This is a genomic window from Acidisoma silvae (genome assembly GCF_020618775.1).
Lineage (GTDB): Bacteria > Pseudomonadota > Alphaproteobacteria > Acetobacterales > Acetobacteraceae > Acidisoma > Acidisoma silvae.
Map to the genome: position 1 here is coordinate 950914 of NZ_JAESVB010000001.1, position 23528 is coordinate 974441.

A 23528-nucleotide genomic window follows, 5' to 3' on the forward strand; every position below is an offset into this window, starting at 1 on the left:
GATCTATGGCGAAACCGCCGTTCCCCGATGCCATCCGTCGCCAGGCGAGTGATATTGAGAATCACATCATCGACGAATATGTCGCACGGCGGATCGATCGCCGGCAGTTCCTGCGTCATGCGAGTGTCATGGGGATGCTGCCCCTTCTGGGCGGCCTGCCGATGCTGGGCGCGACGGCCGCGCGCGCGGCCGATGCCAAGCCCGGCGGCGATATTCGCGTGGCGCTGACAACGCCGGCCGGGTCGATCGACCCCATCACCTCGGCTGATGCGGCGGGTGCCACGCTGCTGCAGCAGACTGGCGAATTTCTGGTAATGGACGAGCCGGACCTCACGCTGCGCCCGGCTTTGGCCACCGCCTGGACGCCCAATGCGGATGCAACGATCTGGACCTTCACGCTCCGCCGCAACGTGACCTTCCATAGCGGCAAGACCTTCACGGCGGATGACGTTGTCGCCACCATGGATCGTCTGGCCGACCCCAAAGGCGCGTCGAATGCTTTGTCGGTTTTCCAGGGCGTGCTGTCCAAGGGCAATACGCATAAGGTCGACGATTATACGGTCGCTTTCCACCTCGATGCGCCGAACGGCAATTTTCCCTATTACGTGTCGTCCGACAATTACAATGCCATAATCCTGCCGGCGAGCTACGCCGGCGGCTATGAGAAGACGTTTGACGGTACGGGTCCGTTCAAGCTCGATCACTATACGCCCAAGGTCGGCGCGGGCTTCGTCCGCAGCGACAATTACTGGGGACCGAAAGCCCTGCCGGATCGCGTTGACTTCACATTCTACGACGACCAGCAGGCCCAGATTCTGGCGATGCAGGCGGGTGACGTTGATGTCGTCGCGCAATTCTCGGTCCAAGGCGGCCAGGCGCTGCTGAACAACCCCAATGTCTCCGTCATCGCGCTCAAATCCAGCGCCCATAACCAGGTCCATATGCGCTGCGACATGGACCCCTTCAAGGACAAGCGCGTGCGCCGCGCCGTGGCGCTGACACTGAACCGCACAGGTCTGGTGAAGGGCCTGTTCCGCGGCAAAAGCGATATCGGCAATGACAGTCCCTTCGCGCCGGTCTTCCCGTCCACCAATACCTCCGTCGCCCAGCGTCAGCAGGATTTGAACGAGGCAAAGCAGTTGATGGAAGCGGCTGGCGTCAAGCCCGGCACGGAAGTGACGCTGACCACCGAGCAGTTCATCGAAATTCCGGGCTATGCCGTCCTGATTCAGGATTGGGCGAAGGCCATCGGTCTCAAGATCAACCTCAAGATCGAAACCCAGACCGCCTATTACGGCAACGCGACCTTCGGCCAGTCGGACTGGCTGGACGTGCCGATGGGCATTACCGACTACGCCCATCGCGGTGTGCCGAACGTGCTGCTTGCGGCCCCCCTGCTCAGCAACGGCGCCTGGAACGCCGCGCATTTCAAGAACCCCGATTATGACAGGCTGGTCAGCCAGTTTGTGGGCGCGGTTGACCTGCAAATGCAGCGCGATCTTTCCGGCAAGATCGAGACGCTGCTGCTGGACGAAACGCCGGTGATCTTCGGCTATTTCTACAACTTCCTGACGGCGACCAGCACGAAGCTCGCCGGCGTGCGCTCTGCCGCGACCTCGCAGCTCTTTCTCGACCGCGCCTATTTCGTGTAATGCTTTGCGGCGCGCCCGTTTGCGGGCGCGTCTTCAAACCGTGTAAGAGCCAATCAGAGCGCGCTGTCTTCGGGAGAGGAAAGCGCGCTCTTTTTTGGAAAAAAGAACCAAAAAGCCTTCATCGATCTTATGGCCGGACACGATCGGCCCGCGCATTCACGTCTAAATGGTGCAATATCGAAATAAATTGATATAATCCCGTGGCGTGAGCAAGGGTGGATCCCATGTTGACTTTCAGTATGTACCGTATAAGGTTCAAGTGAAGTGCTTGGACCGCTGCCTAAGCGCATCGAGGTCAGGTTTTGGCGCTCGGAACGGGGGACGGAGCCCGTGAAAGATAGCCTCAGGGCTCTTTCCAAGGCCGATAAGAAGATTATCGGACAGGATGTGATGACCATGGAAATGGGCTGGCCGATCGGAATGCCAACCTGCCGCCCCATGGGAAGCGGTTTGCACGAGATCCGCAGTACGATCTCTGGCGATCGGGAATATCGCATTCTTTTCTGCGTCGCGGATGGAAATGCGATCCTTCTCCATGCCTTCGTGAAAAAATCGTGAACGACGCCAAAGGCCGAGTTGGATATCGCGACGAGCCGAATGAATGCACTGAAAGCTTCGATAAAAAAGACGAAACAGACATGACGACAAAATTGCATGCGCCCGGTATCGGCTCCTCCTTCACCGACTTTCTGGAGGAGGAAAGCATTCGGGACGACGTTATGGGGGTGGCAGCCAAGCGGGTTATCGCCTGGGAATTCGAGCGGCTGATGAAGGAAAGCAAAGTAACCAAAAGCGCCTTGGCTTCCAGACTGCACACCAGTCGCTCACAGGTCGACCGATTGCTTGATCCGTCCAACGTCAAGGTTCAACTAGATACGCTCGCCAAAGCCGCCGACGTGCTGGGTTACCGGTTGAAGATCGGGTTCGAGCGGGGATAGGCGACAGCATCCTTGGCCGAACGACGCCTCACTTCAGCAAACTATCCTTGCTCGCGCGCCGGTTCATGCCGCCGGGGACAGGCTTACGATCCAGGTCGGACTGGCAAGGCACGCAAAGCCGCACGCCCGGCACGGCCTGACGGCGCGCTTCGGGAATAGGCTCGTCACATTCGACGCAGAAGGCAGAACTCTCGCCTTTCGGCATCCGCGCGCGGGCGCGGGCCACCGCATCCGTCACGGTATCGTCGATCTGATCCTGCACTGCCCCATCCGGGGCCCAACCCGTCGCCATGCTCTCAGTCCCCAGCTTTCGGCCTCAGCACGACACTATAGCGGGGGACAGGGCCGCCATTTCAAGCCGCGCATGACACCTTCGCTTCCCGAACCGCTTTGTAATCTGCCGGAAAGCCGCTGTCGGCTTGGCTCAGCCTTAAGCGCGCCCATCTTCCTGGGAGAGAGGGAGCGAGGGTGATGGCGCAGGATTGCAGGCAGGTGGCGGAACTAACGGCGACGCCGCCGGGGCATAGGGCGGACCGTCTGGCGCATCTGCTGAACCGGCTACCCGCGCGTATCCGGGATGCCACGCATTGGCTGCTGGCGCCGCAAGCGCGCTGGGCGCGCATTCCGGCGGGGCTGCTGCTGATCCTGGGCGGCATCTTCAGTATCTTGCCGTTGCTGGGCCTCTGGATGCTGCCCTTGGGCCTGATCCTGCTCGCGGAAGACCTGCCGTTTCTGCGCCGTCTGCGGGAGAGGGCCCTGGACTGCATCGAGCGCCACCGCCCGCATTGGATCTATGGGCGCGGGGGCAACAAAACCATAGACCATGCTTGCCAAGCAGAAGCAGCGCCAACACACTCCGGCCGCTTCAACAGCCTGGATTGAGATTTATGAGCCTGATTACCAAACTCCCCGCCATCACCGACGCGGCGTGGGAACCCATTGCACCGGAAAAAGTCATCTCCGGCGCGCCGCAGCAGCGCAGCTTCACGCTGTATGAGAATGCGGCCGAACATCTCTATGCCGGCGAATGGGAAGCGACGCCGGGCAAATGGCGCATTTCCTACGCGGAATGGGAATATATCCACATCATTTCCGGCCGCTGCGTGCTGACCGGTGACGACGGCTCCGTGACCGAAGCCGGCCCTGGCGATGCTTTCGTGGTCGAGCCCGGCTTCACCGGCGCCTGGGAAGTGCTGGAGACGGTGCGCAAGCATTGGGTCATCCGCGAGCCCTGATCCCGGCGCTCAGAGGGCGGTAGAAATTAAACCGTCTTAACCAGGGCCTCGTGCGGGCGTTTTGATGGCGGTCCCCCCGTGCGCGGCGCCTGCGAATCTTCTAGGTAGGGGGTGGCGTATGCCCGCCAGGGAGAGTCCCGACCATGCCTTGCCTGCTTGCCCCCTCCGCTCTGCTGCCCTCCGGCTGGGCGCGGAATGTCCGCATCGACATTCTGGAAGACGGTACCATCGGCCGCGTCACGCCGGACGCCGAGCCGCAGGGTGACCGCATGGAGCGTCTGGCGGGGCCAGTGGTGCCGGGCATGCCCAATGTTCATTCCCACGCCTTCCAGCGCGCCATGGCCGGCCTCGCCGAAAAGCGGCGCGACCCGGCCGATAGTTTCTGGACCTGGCGGGAGCGTATGTATCGCGCCGCCCATACCGTCGGGCCGGACGACCTTTCGGCCATCGCGGACTATCTCTTCATCGAGATGCTGAAGTCCGGCTACACCACGGTCGGCGAATTCCACTACCTGCATAATGACACTGACGGCACTCCCTATGCCGATCCGGCCGAGATGTCGGCGCGGCTGGTGCGCGCGGCGGCCGATACCGGCATCGGCCTGACCATGCTGCCCGTTTTGTATATGCGTGCCGGTTTTGACGGCGCGCCTTTGGAAACGGCGCAGCGCCGCTTTGCGACGGATGAAGAACGGCTGCTGAAAATCCTCGAATCGCTGCGCTGGCATGGCCGCGATTCGGCCAATCTGCGCGTCGGCATCGCGCCGCATTCGCTGCGCGCCGTCTCGGTCGATGTGCTGCGCCATATCGCCTCCGCCCTGCCGGAGGACACCACCATCCATATCCATGTCGCCGAACAGATGCGGGAGGTGGAGGATTGCATCGCCGCCACCGGTGCGCGGCCGGTGGAACTGCTGATGGCGGAAGCGCCGGTCGGCGCCTCCTGGTGCCTCATCCACGCCACCCATGTTCTGCATGATGAACTGGCCGATATCGCGGCCAGCGGCGCGGTGGCCGGGCTTTGCCCGATCACCGAAGGCAATCTGGGCGACGGCGTCTTTCCGCTGCCGGAATTCCTGACGGTCGGCGGGCGCTACGGCATCGGGTCGGACAGCAATGTCACGCTCAACCCCTGGGAGGAGCTGCGACTGCTGGAATATGGCCAGCGGCTGACGCATGGGCGGCGCTGCATGTCCCTGCCGGAAGACGCTTCGGGCTCCATCGGCGGGGCCATGTATCGCGCGGCGCTGACGGGCGGGGCCGCCGCCCTCGGCCAGCCGGTCGGCGTCATCGCGGAAGGCTTCCGTGCCGATCTGGCGGTGCTGGATCGCAACCGCCTGTCCCAGCCGGACGCCGAGGAGGACGATATCCTGGATACGGCCATCTTCACCGGCGCGAGCCTGCCGGTGCGCGATGTCATGGTCGGCGGCATCTGGCGGGTGCGCGAGGGCTATCATCCGCAGGAACAGGCGGCACGGGCGGCCTTCGCGGCCACGCTGCGGAAGATCGCGGCTTGACCGGCTGGCAGGTCATCCGCGGGGCTGATTTCCAGGCCATGCCCTGGCGCAATGGCGGCGGCACTACCTGGGAAATCGCGCGCGGGCGCTTTCCGGACGGTGCGGAGGCCGAGTGGCATTGGCGCTTCAGCCTGGCCGAAATCGCCAGCAACGGGCCTTTCTCCAGCTTTCCGGGCATCGATCGTTTACTCACCGTCATTGCCGGCCAGGGCATCGAACTCAAGATTGATGACGCGCCCCCTCGACGGCTTCTGGCTGGAGAGGATATCGCGTTTCCGGGCGAGGCCGCGATCGGCTGCGATCTGCTGGATGGGCCGACGCGCGACCTCAACATAATGGTGGACCGCAGGGTCGCGCGGATTTGGCCGGGTCGCGGTGGCCGCAGGCTACAGGCTGAGGCGGGGCTGATCCTCCTCTATGCTGGCGAGGAGGTAGGTTTGGTGGCGGACGATCAGAACTTGCGGCTGGCACCGGGCGATGCCGTCATCGGCAGCGCCGGTTCTGTCGGCGATGTCACCGAAGGGCGGCCCGTCTGGGCGCGCATCGAGAGGCTGTCAGTCTGATGATTTTCTACCGGATCTGGGCTGTTGCCGGTGCCATCAGCATCGGCCTGACGGGCAGTGCCTTCAGCCATACGACGACCAAGCATTACGCGCCGCATCACAGTACCACGCATCATTATGTGGCGCCGAAAAAGACCTGGCATGCCGCACCGCATCCGCCGGGTACCGGCCATGGCAAGGGCTATCACGCGCCTGCCCACAAGACCTGGCACCCGTCGTACAAGCCCAGCCACAAAACCTGGCACAAGACCTATCGCAAGCCGGCACCGCCGCCGCGCGTGCCCGGCCGCACCACGGATGGGCGTTTCATGCTGCCGGGCGGCATGGAATCCACCTGTTCGGGCGGCACGCCGCCACCTTGCCAGTAAGCAAGGCGGCGAGTGGCTGGGCTATGCGCGGCTGCGCGATCATCAATTGCGAATGATTATGAATTGCGTTAAGCGGGAGCCATGGGTGACCCGAGGAGCGCGCGATGAGCCAGAGATTGACCTGCCGATCCAGCGGGTCGGTTCGTCTGCCCGACCCGGCGGCCTATCTGGCAGCCTTTTGCGCGACCGCGCAGTCCTATGCCGAGGTCGATAGCGGGGAGGGCTGGGCGCGGATCGACCTGGGCTATGCCGCCGTCGAATTGCGGCAGCGGCTGGAAGAAGTTTCCCTCTCCATCCGCGCCACGGACAACGGCACCATCGCCGCTCTGCAGGCGATGATGACCGAACATCTGCGCGACAATCAGCAGAACCGCGATCTGGGTTTTCTGTGGCGCGAGGCGCCCCCGCGCCTGACCCGCGCCTACCGTGAAATGACGGTGGTGGCGGTCACGGACATCACGCCGCATATGCGCCGCTTCACGCTGAACGGCGACAATCTGCAACCCTTCGTCGCCGGCGGGTTGCATGTGCATCTTTATTTCCCCGGGAGTGCACCGCTGGCCCAGCCCAAGATCGACGATACCGGCCGTGTTACCTGGCCCGGGGAGGCGCCGGAGGCCCGCGCCTATACCATCCGCCATATCGATGCCGCCGCCGGTCTGGTGGAGATCGACATGCTGCTGCACCCCTCGCACGGGCCAGCCCCAGGCGGGGATTTCGCGCGGAGCGGCAGGGCCGGTGCCGTCATCGGCATGTCCGGCCCCGGCGGCGGCCAATTGCCGCCCAGCCGCTGGGTGCTGCTGGCGGGGGACGAGACCGCACTGCCCGCCATCGCCCGCATGCTGGAAACCTTGCCGGCCGAGACCCGCGCCGTGGTGCGGATCGAGGTGACGGGCGAGGCGGACCGTCTGCCGCTGCGCTCGGCCGCTGATGTCGATTTGCGCTGGCTCTATCGCGGCGCAGTGCCGGCCGCCCGATCGCGTTTGCTGCTGGATGCGCTGATGCAGGCGGATTTCCCTGAGCGGGACACGGACCGTTTTGTCTGGTTCGCGGCCGAGGCCGATATCGCGCGCGAGGCCAAGGCCTGGCTGCGCGGCCGGGATGATCTGTCACCGTCGGATTTCATCGCCGCCGGCTTCTGGCGGGCTTAGGCGTTTGCTTAATCATGTCATGCGCGGGCTTGTCCCGCGCATCCACACTTCCTTGCCGTGGACTATAAAACCGCCCCGTTGAGATGCACGGTAAGATGCCCGGCCGCATTGCGTTCGGCATGGCCGTCCACGCTATAGACCTCCGCCAGCATGCGGCTGTCGATGACGGCGGCCGGCGCGCCTTGCGCGTAAAGCGCGCCATCCTTCAGCACCAGAATCTCATCGGCCCAGCGCGCGGCGAGCGCCAGGTCATGCAGCACGATGATGACCAGCGCGCCCTCCGCCGCCAATTGCCGGGCGCGGGCCATGACGCTGAGCTGATGGCGCGGATCGAGCGCACTAGTTGGCTCGTCAAGACAAAGCAGGGCGGGATTGCCGGCAATGGCCTGGGCGAAGCTGACAAGCTGCTTCTGCCCGCCTGACAGGTCCGACAGCTTGCGCATGGCCAGGGGCAGGATATCGATGCGTGACAGGGCCGCCGCCGCGCGGTCGGCGGCTTGCGCGCCGTTCACGGCCCCGATCGCTTGCAGGCTGGCGATGAGGCTTTCGAAAACGGTAAGCTCGACGCCGTCAGGGATGACCTGGGGCATGAAGCCCAGCAGTTTCGCGCGTGCGCGGGGGGCGAGGCCAATCAGGTCTGTTTCACCCAGCCGCGCGCTTCCCGTTGCGGGCAGCAGCCCGGCCAGGCCTTTCAGCAGAGTCGATTTGCCGGCCGCATTGGGGCCGAGCAGGGCGACCACCTTGCCTTGCGCCAGAGGGGCCACCGTCAGGTTGCGGATGACGGGCCTGCGGCGATAGCCACAGGCCAGAGTGTCGATGCGAAGCTCCATGTCCTGTATCCTCAGCCGGCGCGGCGCGTGATGATGAGCGCGAAGAAGACCGGCAGGCCGATCAGCGCCGTGGTGATGCCGGTCGGCACGTCCAGGTCGGGCAGCACCAGCTTGGCGCCCAATTGCGCCAGCAACAGGATCAGCGCTCCGGCAATGGCGCTGACGGGCAGGAAGATGCGGTGATCCTCGCCCACCAGCAGGCGCGCAATATGCGGCCCGACAAGACCCACGAAGCCGATGCTGCCGACGCTGGCGACCGCCGCGCCCGTCATCAGGCTGACGCGCAGGAAGGTCGCCAGCCGCAGGCGGCGGATATCGAGCCCAAGGCTGATGGCGCGTTCCTCACCCAGCCGCAAGGCGGTGAGCGCCGGGGCGGCCGAAAGCGACCAGGGGATGAGGATGACGGCCAGACCCAGCAGCGGCCATAGAATGCCCCAACGCACGCCGGCCAGGCTGCCCAGCATCCAGAAGGTGAGCTGCTGCAAGGCGGCCTGGCTTGCCACGATCTGCAACAGGGCGATGAGCGCGTTAAAGGTAAACACAAGCCCGATGCCGAACAGCATCAGCGTGCGCGTGCCGCCCCCGAGGGAGGCAAGGCCCATCAGCACCAGCGTCGCCAGAAAGGCGAGCAGGAAGGCATTGCCCGCGATGATCCATCCGCCCGGCACCAAAGGCAGGCTGATGCCGAGCACGATGGCAATCGCCGCCCCGAAGGCCGCCGCTGGGGCAATGCCGAGCGTGACGCCCTCCGCCAGCGGATTGTTGAAGACCGTCTGCAATTGCGCGCCCGACAGCGCCAGGAAGGCGCCGACGACAAGGGCGGCCAGTGCCTGCGGCAGCCGGATCTGCTGCACGATGATCAGTTCCATGCGGCTGCTGCCGCCCATGCCCAGCGCCGCACGCAAGACACTGACAGGGTGCAGCCCGGCCGGCCCTGCCAGCACATCCGCCGCAAGCACGATGAGGGTGACGAGGCAAAGTGCGGCCACCGTCAGACGGCGCCGATATTTCAGCTGGCGATGCGCCGCCAGAATGCCGGCTGTGGTCGCGCTCATGCCGCGTTCTCGGCCAACCAAAGTGTGCCGGTCAGGTTTTTGTGCAGGAAGGTGTCGCGGATCTGGTCGAAGCTCGCCTGCGGGTCGATACCGGCCCGCTTCGCCAGATCGGGATGGAACCACCCGGCCATGGCCTCCATGGCCAGGACATTGAGGGCCGAGCCGTTGAAGAAATTCCACAGCGCAAAGCTGCGACCGGCGGCCACCGCCGGGATGCTGGCGATATCGGGCGATGCCAGGATCTTGGTCAGGCTGGCGCGGGCCGTCGCTTCATCAATGCCGAAACCGATGGTCAGGCCTCTATCCTGATGTGGGTTGGCCAATCCGGTGGCGATGTAGAAACGCGGATTGGCGGCCAGGACGAATTCCAGCGACAGCGCGCCGCCGAAGGCGCCGGGCAGATGATTGGCGCCGATATTGGTGCCGCCGGCAATCGGAATATAGCGGCCGAAGCCCGCACCGCCCGCCGCCCAGCAGCAACTCATGATGCCGGGATAGACCTGTAGCATGACGGTTTCGGGATGCGCGGTCAGGCCCGCTTTGTGAAGCGTCGTAATATGGGCGGCATGAAACCGCGCATAGGCCAGGCCCACTTGCGGCAGCCCCAGCAATTGGCCCAGCAGTTCCATGCTGGGGCCGGTATGGATAATGGGGTTGATGAAGAGATCGACATAGGCGACCGGCACGCCGAGGGAGGCGAATTGCGCGGCGGCCGCGACCGTCGTGTCCTTCTGCCACAGGCTGAGAAGGACGAGGTCCGGCTGCGCTTCCAAGGCTTGTTCCATGGAGGCCGAGCCGAGTTCGACGATCCGGGGAATTTTGCCGAAATTTGGGTAGAGGCCGACGAGTTCGGTGAAAAGCCCCTGATCGTAGCGCTTCATGAAACTATCCATGAGGACGATGCGCTGATCGATCTCCGGATCGATCAGGCTGAGAGCGGTAAACAGAAGCTCGTCGCCGACCAGAATGCGCTGCGGCCTTTTGGCCAGGGTCACGCGGTTGCCCGTGATATCGGAGACGGTCAGCGGATAGGGATTGGCGGCAAGCGCCGGCGTCGCCAGTGTCGCGGCCAGGCCGCCGAGGAAAGCGCGGCGGCCCGTCATGCGCTGACACTTTCGATCATGCGGCCATTCTCCATGGTGATCAGCCGGTTCGCGATATGGAAGTAGCGGTCGTCATGGGAGATGACGATGACGGTCGCCCCTTGGGCGGCCAGTTCCGGCAGGATCTCGGTATAGAAGGTGCGGCGGAAGGTCGGGTCCTGGTCGGCGGCCCATTCGTCGAAGACCATGATCGGCCGCTTGGTGAAGATGGCCTGCACCAGCGCCAGGCGCTTACGCTGGCCGGTGGACAGGTCCGTGGTTGTAAAGACACCGTCCTGCACCGACACCTTATGGGCCAGGTCCAGCCGGTCCAGCCATCGGTCCAGCGCCGCACCTTGCATGGGCGGCGGCCCATCCTCGAACAGATGGAAATCCGAAAAAATCGTATGAAAGAGCTGGCGATAGTCGTCGCGGGTTTCATGCGTCACCGGCACGCCGTCGACGGTGATCTGTCCCTGTGCCGGCTCCATCAGGCCCAGCAGCAGCTTGATGAGGGAGGTTTTGCCGGATCCGTTTTCGCCGACGATGAAGACGATCTCGCCGCGCTGGAACGTGAGATCGATGGGGCCGATGGAGAAGGGGGCCGCCCCTGCGACCTGCGGATAGTCATAAGTTATGCCGTCAAGTGCGATGCGGGCGGGAACGCGCGGCGTGTCGTCCGGCGCTTCCGTCAGCACGACATTCGGCTCGAATGTGGTGAAGCGCGCCGTCAGATCGGCGATGCGGCGAATGGCGACCTGCGCGCGGCCCAGCACCGGCAGGTTATGCATCATCTGGTCGATCGGTCCTTTGAGAAACAGCAGGATCAGGATGAAGCTGGTCATCTGGTCGCGCGGCAACATGGCGGGATGCGTCAACACCAGGGTGATGAAGGCAAACAGCAGCAGCGTGCCAAGCGCATTGGCGCCGACGAAGAAGGCGATGGCGCGGCCGGTGACCTGTCTCACCTCCTGCGCGGCGGGGATGACCTCGTGCTGAAAAATCCGCGCCCGGCGGCGGCGGTCAAGGCGCAGTTCGCGGGCGCCGTCGATGATGGTGCGATAATGCGCATGCAGCCGGTCTTCCGCCGCGCGCCCGGCCCAGAAACCCTTGATGCCACGGTCACGTGCGCGAAACTGGATGAAGCCGCCGATGACCAGAATCGGCAGCAGCCACAGGAACAGGGCCAAAGACAGCCAGGCGAGGTAGATCAGGCAGCCGATGGCGATGCCGGCCGAAACCGATATGGCGCCGATGGCGAAGGCAACATCGCTGATCATATCGACATCGCCGCCCAGCACCGGCAGCAGACCCTGGGGGCCGGGCTTTTCAATCGCGGCCAGCGGTGCCGTCAGCATGCGCCGCGCCAGGTCGATGCGTACCGCCGCCGTGATCCGCTGTCCGGTCATATTGGTCAGAATGTCGGACAGGCCCGAGCCCGCGACGGAGAAAAGCGCCAGCCCCATGAAGCCGGCCGCCGCTTCGGGGCCGAAATGCAGCCGGCCGTTCAGGATCTGGCCGATGGTCGCCAGTACCAGAACCGTGCCCAGGCTGCCGATGATGCCGCAAAGCGTTGATGCCACAAGCAGCGGCAGGACGGGACGAAGCGGCAAATGGCGCAGCATGGCATTACTCTCTCAGTCAGAAACGGCGAAAGGCGGGGAAGGAAACCTTCCCCGCCCGGACCCGCCGAAAGCTCAGGCGGCCGCGCTTACCAGTGATAGGCAAGCGTCGCATAGACTGCGCGACCGGCGCCGTAATAGCAGGCGATGGAATTGGTGCAGTTGGCCAGATACTGCGTATTGGCGATGTTGCTGGCGTTGAGCTGAAGATTGAGGCCGCTCATGCTGGGGCTGATATTGCCGAGATCGTAATCCATGGCGAGATCGACGAGGGCGACAGGATCAACCTGATAGGCTTCGGCGGTATCGCCGTAGATCGCGCTGCGATAGCGCAGGCCGGCACCGAAGCCCAGGCCATGGGCGAAGGTCGTCTGCATCCGATAATGCGCCCAGAGATTGACCGCATGCATGGGCACCAGCGGCAGCAGATCACCGACATTGCCGGCATTGCTTTGGGTGACGACTGCATCCGTATAGGTATAGGCGGCATCAAGATCGAGGCCGGGCGCCGGGCTGACTTTGGCTTCCAGTTCCAGACCCTGCGAGCGCGCCTGGCCGGTCTGGACGTCGAACAGTGTGCTGGCCGGGTCAGGGGTCAGAACATTGTTCTCGGTCAGGTCGAACAGCGCGGCCGTGAAGAGCGCGTTCAGGCTCGGCGGCTTGTATTTCAGACCCAGTTCATACTGGCGGCTGGTGATGGGCTGATAGGGCGTGCCTTCCGCGTCTGTACCGCTGGTCGGCAGGAAGCTGGTCGAATAGCTGACATAGGGCGCGATGCCGTTGTCGAAGAGATAGAGCAGGCCGGCGCGATAGGTCCAGGCGCTGTCATTCTGCGTCGTCGTGCTGCCGCCGATCTTGGCATAGGTATCGGTCGAGGCATTGTCATGCCGCACGCCGGCGATCAGGCGGAAGCCAAGCCAAGCGATTTCATCCTGCACATATTCGCCGATCTGGTTGACCGTCTGAATATCGGATTCATAGGTCGCAAGCGTCGTCGCACCCGCCGTGTAAACGGGATCGAAGATATTGATCGAAGGGGCGGTGCCTGCGCCGTAGGAGAAGTCGTTCGACGTGTGGCTGTAGTCGATGCCGAACAGAACCTTGTGGCGCAGCGGGCCGGTCATGAAATCGGCTTCAAGGTGGTTGTCCAGCTTGACGGTATTGATATTGACGTGTTCCGCGAATGTTGCGCGGTCAAGCGTATTGTCATCCGATTCCAGAGCGGTGCCGTAGGTTTCCTGGCTATCGCCGGTGATGTGGTTATAGCGCATGTTCTGGCCGAATTTCAGCCAATCATTGAAGCGGTGTTCCAGCTCATAGCCGACCGCGACCTGATCCATCGTGTATTGGTCGAAATCGCGCTCGCCCGTGAAGGTGCTGGGAGAGATGGTGCCGTTTGGGTTGAAAAGCTGTGTGCCGAGCTGCGGATAGCCCTGGTCGGTCCAACCCGGCTCACGCACGCGCAGATAATTGGCCAGGATCGTCACCTGCGTGTCGGCGTCCGGCTTGATGGTGACGCTGGGCGCGATGTACTGGCGGTTGTTTTGGGTGTAATTGACCTGCGTGTCCGATTGACGGTCCATGCCGACGATGCCGTATTCAACCTTGCCGTCCGTGCCTTCCACGGGGCCGGACATATCGAAGCCGATCTGTTTCGAATTATGGCTGCCGTATTGGACTTCCACTTCATGCTGCGGCGTGGCGGTCGGGCGCTTGGACACGGCGTTGACCAGGCCACCCGGCTCGTTCTGGCCGTATAGCATGGAGGAGGGGCCTTTCAGCACTTCCAGACGATCCAGCCCGTAAGGCTCGATATTATAGGTCCAGAGGCCGTTATCGCTCTTCAGTCCGTCGATATAGATGCTGTCATAGCCGTTGAAGCCTCTGATCTGTAGAAAGTCGCCGCGTGCGCCGTCACCATAGATTTCGGAGGAAACGCCGGGCGTGTAGCGCAGCGCCTGAGAGACGGTCTTAGGCTGCTGCTGCTTGAGCTGATCGGCGGTGACGACGTTGATGGCCTGCGGCGTCTGCACGATAGGCGTATCGGTCTTGGTCGCGGCATCACTGCGCGTCGCGACATAGCCGATGCCGGGGCCGGTCGGGCTCTGGCGGCCGTCTGCCTTGCCCTGAACCTGAAGCGGTTTCAGCACGGTGCCGGAGGTCGTGCCGGTCGCGACATTCGTGGCTGTCTGCGCAACAGCCGGAAGGGCCAAGGCCAGCGGCGTCAGGCCCGCGCTGAGCATAAGGGCGGAGACGATGGCGCGGCGGCGCGGCAGCGATCGTGCGGGGCTGAGAGCGAAGGGCATTGTCTGTGTGATGTCCGGCAAGCAGATTAAAATGAGAATGCGAATAATTCGCAGTTATATCGAGCCGTTTACAGCGCGGCTTGCCCTGGGGCAACCGGGGCAAGCGGATTAGTGTATTTTTGCTAGGCCGCTGGTGCCAAAAAGCCACACTTAATTGTTGATAAAGCAACTTAAATATTGGGTGGAGATTAGGTTTGCTCAGATTCAGTCCTGATCGAGGGAAAATTGCAGCGGCAAGGTCAGCGTGATGGGGTCGCCCGCAACGCTGTCCGGTGGCGGCGGCAGAGGGGACGCGCGATGCAAGGTCGCGATGGCAGCGGCGTCGAGATCGGCATGGCCTGACCCATGCACCAGCACGGCTGAGATCACGACGCCGGTGCGGGTGAAGGTGAAGCGCACCACGCTCATGCCCTGCCAGTTATTCTCCTGCGCCTCGGCAGGGTAGTTTTTGTATTGCGCGATATGCGCCAGCAGGCGGCTCTGCCAGTCCTGCTTCGTCGATCCCGGCGAGGCCGATTGCCGTGCCGGTGCCGGCGTATCGGCGTCGCTCGCCGATGGCGTGGACGGGGCCGGTGCTGCCACCGTCTTTGGCGTTTGCGTGGTCTCGGTCGCAGGCGGTGGCGGGGCCGATACGGCCTTATGCAGGATGCGCGGTTTTTTGCGCGGCAGCGGCGGGGCTTCGGGTGGCGGTGGCGGCGGCATCGGGATCGACGCGTCGGATTCCGCAATCGGCAGATTGAGCGGCGCGGGCGTCGGCAAAACAGGCGGCGTGACCGGCGGTGGCGGCGTCTGCATCTTTGGCATCGGCTGCGGTGGGGTTGGTGCGGGTGGTGTCGGTGTCGGCGGCGTTACCGGCCGCATGGGCGTCGGCACTTTCGGCGGCGGTGTCAATGCGGCCTTCGCCACCTGCTGGGCCGGTTGCGGCTTGGCGGCAGGCGCCGGCGTCGGCGGGGCCGCAGGCGCGGGCGGTGCCGGCAGGGGTGTCAGATCAATCATCACCGCCGGGGGCAGCGGCACTTCGCCCGCCGTCTTGGGCCGGTGGGCAAGTGCGATGAAAAAGACGAGATGGCCGGTGACGACGAGGCCGAGGCAACTGCCCCACAGCGCCGTGCGCCGTACTGTCCAGGGGCGCTGGCCGAGCATGAACTCGGCATCCGCCGATAAGGTAAAGGCGGCAGTCCTGGCGGTCATTGCGGCGACGGACCCGTCTGGTCAGACTGCTGTGCGACTAGGCCGATTTTCAGATAGCCGGCCTGCTGAAGCTTATCCATCGTCTTCATCAGCATGTCGTATTGCACGGTCTTGTCGGCGCGCAGGAACAGGCGCTGCGTGTGATCGCCTGCCGTTTCCTTGTCGATGGCCGCGATCATCTGATCGGCCGGAACGGTTGTGTCATCCACCGCGATGGCGCCGCTGGCCTGGATCGTCAGAAACAGCGGTTTCTGCGGACGCGGCGCCGGCTTGCTGCTGGACGTCGGCAATTCAACCGACACGTCCACGGTGGCCAGCGGGGCCGCCACCATGAAGATGATGAGCAGCACCAGCATGACGTCGATGAAGGGCGTGACGTTGATTTCGTGCTTCTCAGCCAGATCGTCGCCGTCGTCATCCATATGGAAGGCCATGGTGGCTTATTCCGCGGCCATGGGGCGGGGGCGGGCAGGCAGGGCCGTGCCGCGATCCAGTTTGCGGCCGGTATGGCGCAGCACGATTTCCCCCAGATCGCCCAGGCCATGGCGATAGGCGCCAACCCAGCGGGCGAAGATATTGTAGATGACGACAGCGGGAATGGCGGCGACAAGGCCGGCAGCGGTCGCCAGCAAGGCTTCGGCGATGCCGGGCGCGACCACGGCCAGATTGGTCGTGTGCAGTTTGGCGATGCCGACGAAACTGTTCATGATGCCCCAGACCGTGCCGAACAGGCCGATGAAGGGGCTGACCGCGCCGATGGTCGCCAGAATGCCGGTGCCGCGCTGAATGCGGCGGGCGAGGCGCATTTCCAGCCGCCGCAGACGGCTGTCCAGACGGTCTTTGGTGCCGGTAACCGCCGTGCCTTCGGATGCCGCGAGTTCGGCCTTGACGGCATGACGCATCAACAGCAGCGGCCGCGGCAGGGACGCCGTATCCGGCGCGTCACTTTCCGCCAGGCGCAGGCCGCGGGTGATGCCGCGACAGGCGGTCCACAGCTCGATGCCCTTGCCGAGCAGCATGGTCCAGGTCAGCACCGAGGCCAGGAACAGCAGCAGCAGCACGCCTTTGACGATGCGGTCGGCATGGCCGATCAGCGCCTTGACCGACAGATCGGACGGCACGGCGGCCGCATCGGGCGTCGCGGCGGTGGCCGTCATGCCCGTGATTGCCGGAAGCGCCGTGGCGGGTGCGGATGGAGTCGGCGCCGGAGTTGCGGCAACGGGCGCCGCCGGAGGCGTGATAGTCGCAGACGCAGGGCCCGCTGTCGTTTGAGCAAGGGACAAAGCCGGTTGAGCCAGCATCAGGCCCAGCGCCAGCGGAAAAACGGTAGCGGCGCGGCAGGCGAGGCGTCGGGTCACGGTGATCTCCATCGGCATAGGGGCAGGCAGCGGTGATCCGCCTGGCGCGTCGATAGGCTGTTTGAATGAGAATGATTATCAGAATCAATAGCAATTCCGAGACTTGCCATGCAACCCTGCTGGCCGGTTGATCAGGAATCGCTTGTGCCTTTCGGGACTGTGGTCACGACAAAACACGGCAAGGCGCTGAAATAATTCAGATTTATGGGATGCGGTGCCATCCCCGGCGGCTTGACGCCGGTATCGCGGGGAAAGCGCGAATTTTCACAGGTGAGGCTGTCGCCTCGCGCGACGGGTTAGGCTTCACGCAGAGGCCGCCGGCTAGAAAGCGTGACAGACGGCCCGGTTAGTCTCATCATCTGAGTATGGTCGAACCGATCGCCTCTGAAGCTGAGCGTCATGAGGATGCGATGGAGCGGCAAGCCCTCGCGGTAGCCGTGGCAAAAGCGCGAGCCAATGTACACGGTGTCAGCCATGACGCCATGCGGCTCTGGCTGATGGAAATCGCTGATGGAAATTTCCAGGCCGAACCACCGCAGTCCAAGCTTTAAGCTCTCGCCACGCCCGTAATCACACGTCCAGATCGGCGACCGTCACGCTGCGGGCGCGTTCCTGAATAAACTGAAAGCGCAGTTCCGGCCGCCGGCCCATCAGGCTTTCGACCATCGTATTGGTCTCGGCCCGCGTCTCGGGCGCGGCAATCACCTTCAGCAGCGTGCGCTTCTTCGGGTCCATCGTCGTTTCCTTCAGCGTCGCGGGCGGCATTTCACCCAGACCCTTGAAGCGGCTGACCTCGATCTTGGCGGTGCCCTTGAAGGCGGATTTCTTGAACTTCTCCATCTCGGAATCGTTCATCGCGTAGACGGATTTCGCACCCTGGGTCATGCGGTACAGCGGCGGCTGCGCCAGATAGATATGCCCCTGGCGCACCAGTTCCGGCAGTTCCCGATAGAAGAAGGTCATCAGCAGGCTGGCGATATGCGCGCCGTCCACATCCGCATCCGTCATGATGATGATGCGGCCGTAGCGCAGACGCTTGATGTCGAACTTGTCGCCGACCCCGGTGCCGATCGCCTCGATCAGATCCTTCAGCTCCTGATTCTGGCGCAGCTTGTCGGCCGAAGCGCTGGCGACGTTCAGGATCTTGCCGCGCAGCGGCAGAACCGCCTGGGTTTCGCGGTTGCGCGCCTGCTTGGCGGACCCGCCGGCGCTGTCGCCTTCCACCAGGAAGATTTCCGTCTCGGCCGCGTTCTCGCGCGTGCAATCCGTCAGCTTGCCGGGCAGGCGCAGGCGGCGCGTCGCGGATTTGCGCGGCGTGTCCTTCTCCTCGCGCCGGCGGATACGCTCCTCGGCGCGTTCGATGGCGAAGGACAGAAGATTGTCGGCCGATGTCGGGTCGCCGGCCAGGAAATGGTCGAAACGGTCGCGCAGTGCCGCCTCCACCAGACGCGTGGCGTCGGTATTGGTCAGCTTCTCCTTGGTCTGGCCCTGGAATTGCGGCTCCCGGATGAAGACCGAAAGCTTGGCCGCCATCGGCGTCAGCACGTCTTCCGCCGTCAGCTGGGCCGCGCGCTTATTGCCGCGATGATCGCCCCAGGCGCGCAGGCCCTTCAGCAGCGCCGAACGCAGACCGGCTTCATGCGTGCCGCCCAAGGGCGTCGGCACCGTGTTGCAATAGCTGTTCAGGAAGCCGCCACCGCTGCCCTCCAGCCACAGCGCCGCCCATTCCACGCGTCCGGCGCTGTTCGGAAAATCGGCATCGCCGGCCCAGGGGGTGGGCAGCACGCGGCCGGTCTCGCCGACATCCTCCTCCAGGCTGTCGCGCAGCCCGCCGGGGAAATGCAGCACGGCCTCGGCCGGCACATCCGCCTGATCCTTGATCAGGGCCGGGTTGCAGCTCCAGCGGATTTCGACGCCCCGGAACAGATAGGCTTTGGAGCGGCAGAGGCGGTAGAGCCGCGCCGGGCTGAATTGCAGTGTATGGCCGAAGATCGCCGGATCGGGCCGGAAGCGCACGGTGGTGCCGCGCCGGTTATGAATCGGCCCGGCATCGATCAGCGTGGTGGTCGGCTTGCCCTGCACGTAGCTCTGCTTCCACAGCCGCTTTTCGCGCGCGACCTCGACCTCGAAAAGGTCGGACAGCGCATTGACGACCGAACTGCCGACGCCATGCAGACCGCCCGAGGTCGCATAGGCCTTGCCGGCGAATTTGCCGCCGGAATGCAGCGTGGTGAGGATGACCTCGAGCGCGCTTTTGTCCTTGAACTTGGGATGCGGATCGACGGGAATGCCGCGCCCATTGTCGCGCACCGTCAGCACATTGCCGGCCGCCAGGTTCATTTCGATGAAGCTGGCATGGCCGGCCACGGCCTCGTCCATCGAGTTGTCGAGGATTTCGGCGGCCAGATGGTGGAAGGCATTGTCGTCGGTGCCGCCGATATACATGCCCGGCCGGCGCCGGACAGGTTCCAGCCCTTCCAGAACCTCGATGTCCTTCGCGGAATACGCTGCCTCGGCAGAGCCGGCGCCGAAGAGGTCGTTCATGTCTTGTTCCCACTCATGGCGGGCAAGATAGGCGCGGCCGCCAGATCAGGGCAAGCCGTCCTACCTGCATGAAGCCCATCAACTCCGGTCCCGGTTGATATCGTGGCTCACGATGCCGGCTTCCGCCGGGATCAGCAGCCAGTCTTTCTGGCCCAATGTCTGCTGCGTCTGGCGATAGCCACGGTTCCAATGGTCCAGCATCGAGCGCCGGCTGAACTCGTAATCCCGCGACTCGCCTTCATAGACGGCGTGTTCATAGATCAGTTCCAGCACCGACAGGCGTGGCAGGTTCCGCAGGCGAAGCCGCTCGGCCTGGTCTTCCGGCGTCAGGCGCTCCTCCGGCATCCGATCCAGCAGGCTGCGCAGGTGGTTCTTCAGGGCGAATTCGCGTTTAAAGAAATCCGTGACCAGTCGGGTGCGGCTGGAATAGCCGATTTCCTTCTGCCGCAGCCCGACATCGCGCAGCGTGCGGGGAATGGGGCCGCGCGCGCTGAACAGATCGACCTGAAACACCAGCGCGCTGCAGCTCTCGATATTGAGCAGAAGATGCATCAGCGGCGTGTTGGAGATCAGCGCCCCGTCCCAGAAATATTCCATGCCGATTTCGACCATGGGGAAGCCCGGCGGCAGCGCGCCGCTGGCCATGATATGTTCAGGGCCGAGCGTCATGCTGTCATTGTCGAAATAGGCGAAATTGCCGGTTTCGACATTGACGGCGCCGACCGCGCAGCGCGTCTCCCCGCTATTCAGCCGGTCGAAATCGATGAAGCGCAGCAGGCTCGCCCGCAAATCGCCGGTGTCATAGAAAGCGGTCGCCTGTTTCGATCCCGGCAGGCTGAAGAAAGGGCCGGGCAGATTGGGTTTGAAGAAGCCCGGCTGGCCCAGTGCCAGGGCGCTCATGGCCGCCGCCTCATTCTCGAAGCGGCGCGGCAGGTCGCCGTCGATGAAGGGCAGGGAGGGCCGTTCCGGGGTGATCAGCTCCCAGAAGGCGCGCAGGCGCGGCAGGCGGTCCTTCGGTGCATTGCCGGCGATGATCGCCGAATTGATGGCGCCGATGGAGACGCCGCAGAGCCAGTTGGGGGCGATGCCGGCCTCGTCCATCGCCTGAAAGACCCCGCCCTGATAGGCGCCGAGCGCCCCGCCCCCTTGCAGGATCAGCGCGGTATGGTGGGGCAGGCAAGGGCGGTCGGGCAGCGGCGTCGCATCCATGGGCAAACTCCCGGAACAGAAGGCCAGCTCTCTACGCGCAATGATCACTGGACAGGCGCGCGCTGTTGATCAAGCCTTCTTGCCGACAGAGATAGGGACAATCGCATGAAGCGTGACGACGTCCTCGGCATGACATCCATGCCCTTCGCCAGCCCGAGCTACCCGAAGGGACCGTTTCGCTTCTACGACCGCGAATATCTGCTGATCCATTACGAGACGGATATGGAGGTCATCCGCCGGCTGCTGCCCGAGCCGCTGGAGCCGGACGGCAATCACGTCTTCTACGAATGGATGAAAATGCCGGATTCCACCGGCTTCGGCAGCTATCAGGAAAGCGGCTGCGGCATCGCTGCCAAATTTAACGGCGAGGCCTGCAATTTCACGCTGCAAATGTATCTGGATGACGAGCCGCCGACGACGGCCGGGCGCGAGATTTGGGGTTTTCCCAAAAAATACGGCCTGCCGGAGCTGCGGCCGATCCATGACACGCTGACCGGCACGCTGCGGTACGACGATGTTCGCGTCGCCATGGGAACCATGACCTATAAGGAATACAATCTCGTTCATGGCGACGAGGACCGGCTGAGGGTCATCGGCCAGCTCGGCAAGCTGGGCGTGAATTTGAAATTCATTCCCGATGTCGACGGCAGCCCGAAGGTGGCGCAGCTCGTCGGCTATAATATGAGCGATATCGAGCTCAAATTCGCCTTCGGCGGAGAGGCGCGGCTGGATCTGGTGCCGCATGTCAATGCGCGGGTGGCTGACCTGCCGGTCCGCAAGATCCTGTATGGCCAGCATATCAAGGCCGACATGACATTGCCTTACGGGCGCGTGCTGCACGACTATCTTTCTTAAAGCAAAAGGGGAGGGAAGAAAGATGAGCTTGCGCGGCAAGGTGGCGGTGGTCACGGGCTCCACCAGCGGCATCGGTCTCGGCGTGGCGCGCGCCTTCGCGGCCGAGGGCGCCGATATCGTCATCAACGGTTTCGGCAAGGCAGAGGATATCGAGCGGGAGCGTGCGGCGCTGGTGGCGGATTTCGGCGTCAAGGCGCTCTATTCCGGGGCCGATCTCAGCACCGGCGCGGGCGTGCGGCAGCTGGTGGCGGATGCCGAGGCTGGGTTCGGCCGGGTGGATATCCTGGTCAATAATGCCGGCATTCAGTTCGTGGCCGATATCGTCGATTTCCCCGAGGATAGATGGGACGCGATCATCGCCATCAATCTCTCTTCGGCTTTTCATGGCATCAAGGCGGCGGCACCCGGCATGAAGGCGCGCGGCTGGGGGCGCATCATCAATATCGCCTCCGCCCATGGGCTGGTCGCGAGCGGCCAGAAGTCAGCCTATGTCGCGGCCAAGCACGGGCTCGTCGGGCTGACCAAGGTGGCAGGGATCGAACTCGCCAATACCGGCGTCACCTGCAATGCCATCTGTCCGGGCTGGGTGCTGACGCCCCTGGTCGAAAAGCAGCTGCATGACCGGGCCGGGAAGAACGGCACCAGCTTCGCGCAGGAGCAGGAAGCGCTGGTGGCCGAAAAGCAGCCGATGAAGCAATTCACCAGCCCCGCGCAGATCGGCGCGCTGGCTGTGTTTCTCTGTTCGGACGGGGCGGCCACCATCACCGGCGCGCCGCTCTCCATCGATGGCGGCTGGGTCGCGCAATAGCGGCCTCGCGCGCATCTGACGACGCGGCCTCATAGAAAGGCCGCAAATCGCGCTAACATCAGGGGCTCCGCGACAGCGGACGCCCCTTTTTTGTGTCTTATCTGGATTCCATGCCCATGACCGTTCTTGTGACCGGCGCCGCCGGCTTCATCGGCTATCACGTCTGCGAGGCGCTGCTGGCGCGGGGCGAGACGGTAATCGGCGTCGATGAGATCAATGCCTATTACGACCCGGCGCTGAAATATGCCCGGCTTGCACGGCTGGAGGGCAGGGACGGCTTCCGGTTCGTAAAGCTTAGCATCGCCGATCGCGCGGCGGTGGAAGCCCTGATGGCGGGCGCGCCCGAGATCGACCGCATCGTGCATCTGGCGGCCCAGGCCGGGGTGCGGTTTTCGATGATCGACCCTTACGCCTATGTCACCGCCAATCTGCTCGGCCATGTCGTGATGCTGGAAGCGGCCCGGCATCGGCTGGGGCTGAAGCATTTCGTCTATGCCAGTTCCTCCTCGGTCTATGGCGGCAATACCAAGATGCCGTTCACGGAGGCGGATCGGGTCGATCTGCCGGTCTCGCTCTATGGCGCGACCAAGCGGGCGGATGAGCTGATGAGCCATTCCTACAGCCATCTTTATGGGCTGAAGCAAAGCGGCCTGCGCTTTTTCACCGTCTATGGGCCCTGGGGCCGGCCGGATATGGCCTATTTCTCCTTCGCCCAGGCGATCGAGCAGGGCAAACCGATCACGCTCTATGACAACGGCACTTTGCGGCGGGACTTCACCTATATCGACGATATCGTGGCCGGCATCGTCGGCGTGCTGGACCGTCCGCCGGCGGGGGATGCGCCGCGCCTGCTCAATATCGGGAATAATCAGAGCGAGACGGTGTCCAAGCTGGTCGCCCTGCTCGAAGAGGGATTGGGGAAAAAGGCGGTCATTATCGATCAGCCGCGCCCGGCCGCCGATGTGACGGACACTTTCGCCGATATTTCGGAAATCAATGCGCTGACGGGGTTCCGCCCGACGACGCCTTTGGAGCGCGGGATTCCCCGATTCATCGACTGGTATAAGGGCTGGAACGGCCGCTGAACCGGGGCGGTTCCTCAGGTTTTTGCATGTCTAGTGGGGGTGCTCACGCATTTTTGCATGGGCTGCATGCGATGGGGAAAAATGGGGCAATCATGCCGCTTAGGGTGAGGTTTTTGACTTAAGTTATTGTTTTGTTTGAATTATATAAAAATCCGCACT

Annotated in this window: 24 protein-coding genes; 13 read left to right on the plus strand and 11 right to left on the minus strand. The window is 63.6% G+C overall.

Features of this window, described 5'->3' with window-relative positions:
- Positions 1–5: 5 nt before the first annotated feature.
- From ASILVAE211_RS04505 to ASILVAE211_RS04515, 3 genes are all read left to right on the plus strand, one after another.
- On the plus strand, positions 6–1652 hold the full coding sequence (locus ASILVAE211_RS04505) for an ABC transporter substrate-binding protein (protein WP_227320069.1): 1647 nt from the start codon (positions 6–8) through the stop codon (positions 1650–1652).
- Between the two features lie 330 nt (positions 1653–1982).
- A complete protein-coding gene (locus ASILVAE211_RS04510; protein ID WP_227320070.1) occupies positions 1983–2210 on the plus strand; it encodes a type II toxin-antitoxin system RelE/ParE family toxin in 228 nt (75 codons plus the stop codon).
- Positions 2207–2590, plus strand: a complete 384-nt coding sequence (locus ASILVAE211_RS04515; protein ID WP_227320071.1) for a helix-turn-helix domain-containing protein — start codon at positions 2207–2209, stop codon at positions 2588–2590. The genes ASILVAE211_RS04510 and ASILVAE211_RS04515 overlap by 4 nt, the downstream gene beginning before the upstream one ends.
- A gap of 28 nt (positions 2591–2618) precedes the next feature.
- Here the strand turns inward: ASILVAE211_RS04515 and ASILVAE211_RS04520 are convergent, their stop codons facing one another.
- Positions 2619–2882: a DksA/TraR family C4-type zinc finger protein gene (locus ASILVAE211_RS04520; protein WP_227320072.1), complete on the minus strand. Its 264-nt coding sequence runs from the start codon at positions 2880–2882 to the stop codon at positions 2619–2621.
- 179 nt (positions 2883–3061) lie between these two features.
- Between ASILVAE211_RS04520 and ASILVAE211_RS04525 the strand changes: the two genes are divergently transcribed.
- The 6 genes from ASILVAE211_RS04525 (at position 3062) to ASILVAE211_RS04550 (ending at position 7424) form a co-directional block, all read left to right on the plus strand.
- Positions 3062–3472: a hypothetical protein gene (locus ASILVAE211_RS04525; protein ID WP_227320073.1), complete on the plus strand. Its 411-nt coding sequence runs from the start codon at positions 3062–3064 to the stop codon at positions 3470–3472.
- Between the two features lie 5 nt (positions 3473–3477).
- Positions 3478–3825, plus strand: a complete 348-nt coding sequence (locus ASILVAE211_RS04530) for a cupin domain-containing protein (RefSeq protein WP_227320074.1) — start codon at positions 3478–3480, stop codon at positions 3823–3825.
- Positions 3826–3968: 143 nt separating this feature from the next.
- Positions 3969–5342 (plus strand): formimidoylglutamate deiminase, encoded by a 1374-nt coding sequence (locus tag ASILVAE211_RS04535; RefSeq protein ID WP_227320075.1) that lies wholly within the window; start codon positions 3969–3971, stop codon positions 5340–5342.
- Entirely contained in the window at positions 5339–5905 is a 567-nt protein-coding gene (locus tag ASILVAE211_RS04540; RefSeq protein ID WP_227320076.1) for a HutD/Ves family protein, read from the plus strand. The genes ASILVAE211_RS04535 and ASILVAE211_RS04540 overlap by 4 nt, the downstream gene beginning before the upstream one ends.
- Positions 5905–6273, plus strand: a complete 369-nt coding sequence (locus ASILVAE211_RS04545; RefSeq protein WP_227320077.1) for a hypothetical protein — start codon at positions 5905–5907, stop codon at positions 6271–6273. The genes ASILVAE211_RS04540 and ASILVAE211_RS04545 overlap by 1 nt, the downstream gene beginning before the upstream one ends.
- Before the next feature lie 104 nt (positions 6274–6377).
- A complete protein-coding gene (locus tag ASILVAE211_RS04550) occupies positions 6378–7424 on the plus strand; it encodes a siderophore-interacting protein (RefSeq protein ID WP_227320078.1) in 1047 nt (348 codons plus the stop codon).
- Between the two features lie 62 nt (positions 7425–7486).
- Here the strand turns inward: ASILVAE211_RS04550 and ASILVAE211_RS04555 are convergent, their stop codons facing one another.
- The 8 genes from ASILVAE211_RS04555 to exbB form a co-directional block, all read right to left on the minus strand.
- Positions 7487–8254 (minus strand): ABC transporter ATP-binding protein, encoded by a 768-nt coding sequence (locus ASILVAE211_RS04555; protein WP_227320079.1) that lies wholly within the window; start codon positions 8252–8254, stop codon positions 7487–7489.
- Positions 8255–8265: 11 nt separating this feature from the next.
- On the minus strand, positions 8266–9309 hold the full coding sequence (locus tag ASILVAE211_RS04560) for a FecCD family ABC transporter permease (RefSeq protein ID WP_227320080.1): 1044 nt from the start codon (positions 9307–9309) through the stop codon (positions 8266–8268).
- Positions 9306–10412, minus strand: coding sequence for an ABC transporter substrate-binding protein (locus ASILVAE211_RS04565; RefSeq protein WP_227320081.1), 1107 nt, complete (start codon positions 10410–10412; stop codon positions 9306–9308). The genes ASILVAE211_RS04560 and ASILVAE211_RS04565 overlap by 4 nt, the downstream gene beginning before the upstream one ends.
- Positions 10409–12016 (minus strand): cyclic peptide export ABC transporter, encoded by a 1608-nt coding sequence (locus tag ASILVAE211_RS04570; RefSeq protein ID WP_227320082.1) that lies wholly within the window; start codon positions 12014–12016, stop codon positions 10409–10411. Before ASILVAE211_RS04570 ends, ASILVAE211_RS04565 begins: the two co-directional genes overlap by 4 nt.
- An 86-nt stretch (positions 12017–12102) precedes the next feature.
- Positions 12103–14319, minus strand: a complete 2217-nt coding sequence (locus tag ASILVAE211_RS04575) for a TonB-dependent siderophore receptor (RefSeq protein WP_227320083.1) — start codon at positions 14317–14319, stop codon at positions 12103–12105.
- A gap of 204 nt (positions 14320–14523) precedes the next feature.
- A complete protein-coding gene (locus ASILVAE211_RS25950) occupies positions 14524–15510 on the minus strand; it encodes an energy transducer TonB family protein (protein WP_264478647.1) in 987 nt (328 codons plus the stop codon).
- The gene (exbD, locus tag ASILVAE211_RS04585; RefSeq protein WP_227320084.1) at positions 15507–15944 is read right to left on the minus strand and encodes a TonB system transport protein ExbD; all 438 of its coding nucleotides are present in this window, start codon (positions 15942–15944) and stop codon (positions 15507–15509) included. Before exbD ends, ASILVAE211_RS25950 begins: the two co-directional genes overlap by 4 nt.
- A 6-nt stretch (positions 15945–15950) precedes the next feature.
- On the minus strand, positions 15951–16868 hold the full coding sequence (gene exbB, locus ASILVAE211_RS04590) for a tonB-system energizer ExbB (protein ID WP_227320085.1): 918 nt from the start codon (positions 16866–16868) through the stop codon (positions 15951–15953).
- 365 nt (positions 16869–17233) lie between these two features.
- On the opposite strand from exbB, the gene ASILVAE211_RS04595 reads away from it, so the two are divergent.
- Positions 17234–17419 carry a hypothetical protein gene (locus ASILVAE211_RS04595; RefSeq protein WP_227320086.1) on the plus strand — a complete coding sequence of 62 codons (186 nt, stop codon included), beginning with the start codon at positions 17234–17236 and terminating at the stop codon, positions 17417–17419.
- Between the two features lie 19 nt (positions 17420–17438).
- Here the strand turns inward: ASILVAE211_RS04595 and parE are convergent, their stop codons facing one another.
- Both parE and ASILVAE211_RS04605 read right to left on the minus strand, forming a co-directional pair.
- Positions 17439–19412: a DNA topoisomerase IV subunit B gene (gene parE, locus ASILVAE211_RS04600; protein WP_227320087.1), complete on the minus strand. Its 1974-nt coding sequence runs from the start codon at positions 19410–19412 to the stop codon at positions 17439–17441.
- 78 nt (positions 19413–19490) lie between these two features.
- Positions 19491–20621: a patatin-like phospholipase family protein gene (locus ASILVAE211_RS04605; RefSeq protein WP_227320088.1), complete on the minus strand. Its 1131-nt coding sequence runs from the start codon at positions 20619–20621 to the stop codon at positions 19491–19493.
- Positions 20622–20726: 105 nt separating this feature from the next.
- Here ASILVAE211_RS04605 and ASILVAE211_RS04610 point away from each other — a divergent pair, with 105 nt between their 5' ends.
- The 3 genes from ASILVAE211_RS04610 (at position 20727) to ASILVAE211_RS04620 (ending at position 23369) form a co-directional block, all read left to right on the plus strand.
- Positions 20727–21476, plus strand: a complete 750-nt coding sequence (locus ASILVAE211_RS04610) for an acetoacetate decarboxylase (protein ID WP_227320089.1) — start codon at positions 20727–20729, stop codon at positions 21474–21476.
- Between the two features lie 22 nt (positions 21477–21498).
- A complete protein-coding gene (locus ASILVAE211_RS04615; RefSeq protein WP_227320090.1) occupies positions 21499–22284 on the plus strand; it encodes a 3-hydroxybutyrate dehydrogenase in 786 nt (261 codons plus the stop codon).
- Positions 22285–22400: 116 nt separating this feature from the next.
- Entirely contained in the window at positions 22401–23369 is a 969-nt protein-coding gene (locus ASILVAE211_RS04620; protein WP_227320091.1) for an SDR family NAD(P)-dependent oxidoreductase, read from the plus strand.
- Positions 23370–23528: the final 159 nt, after the last annotated feature.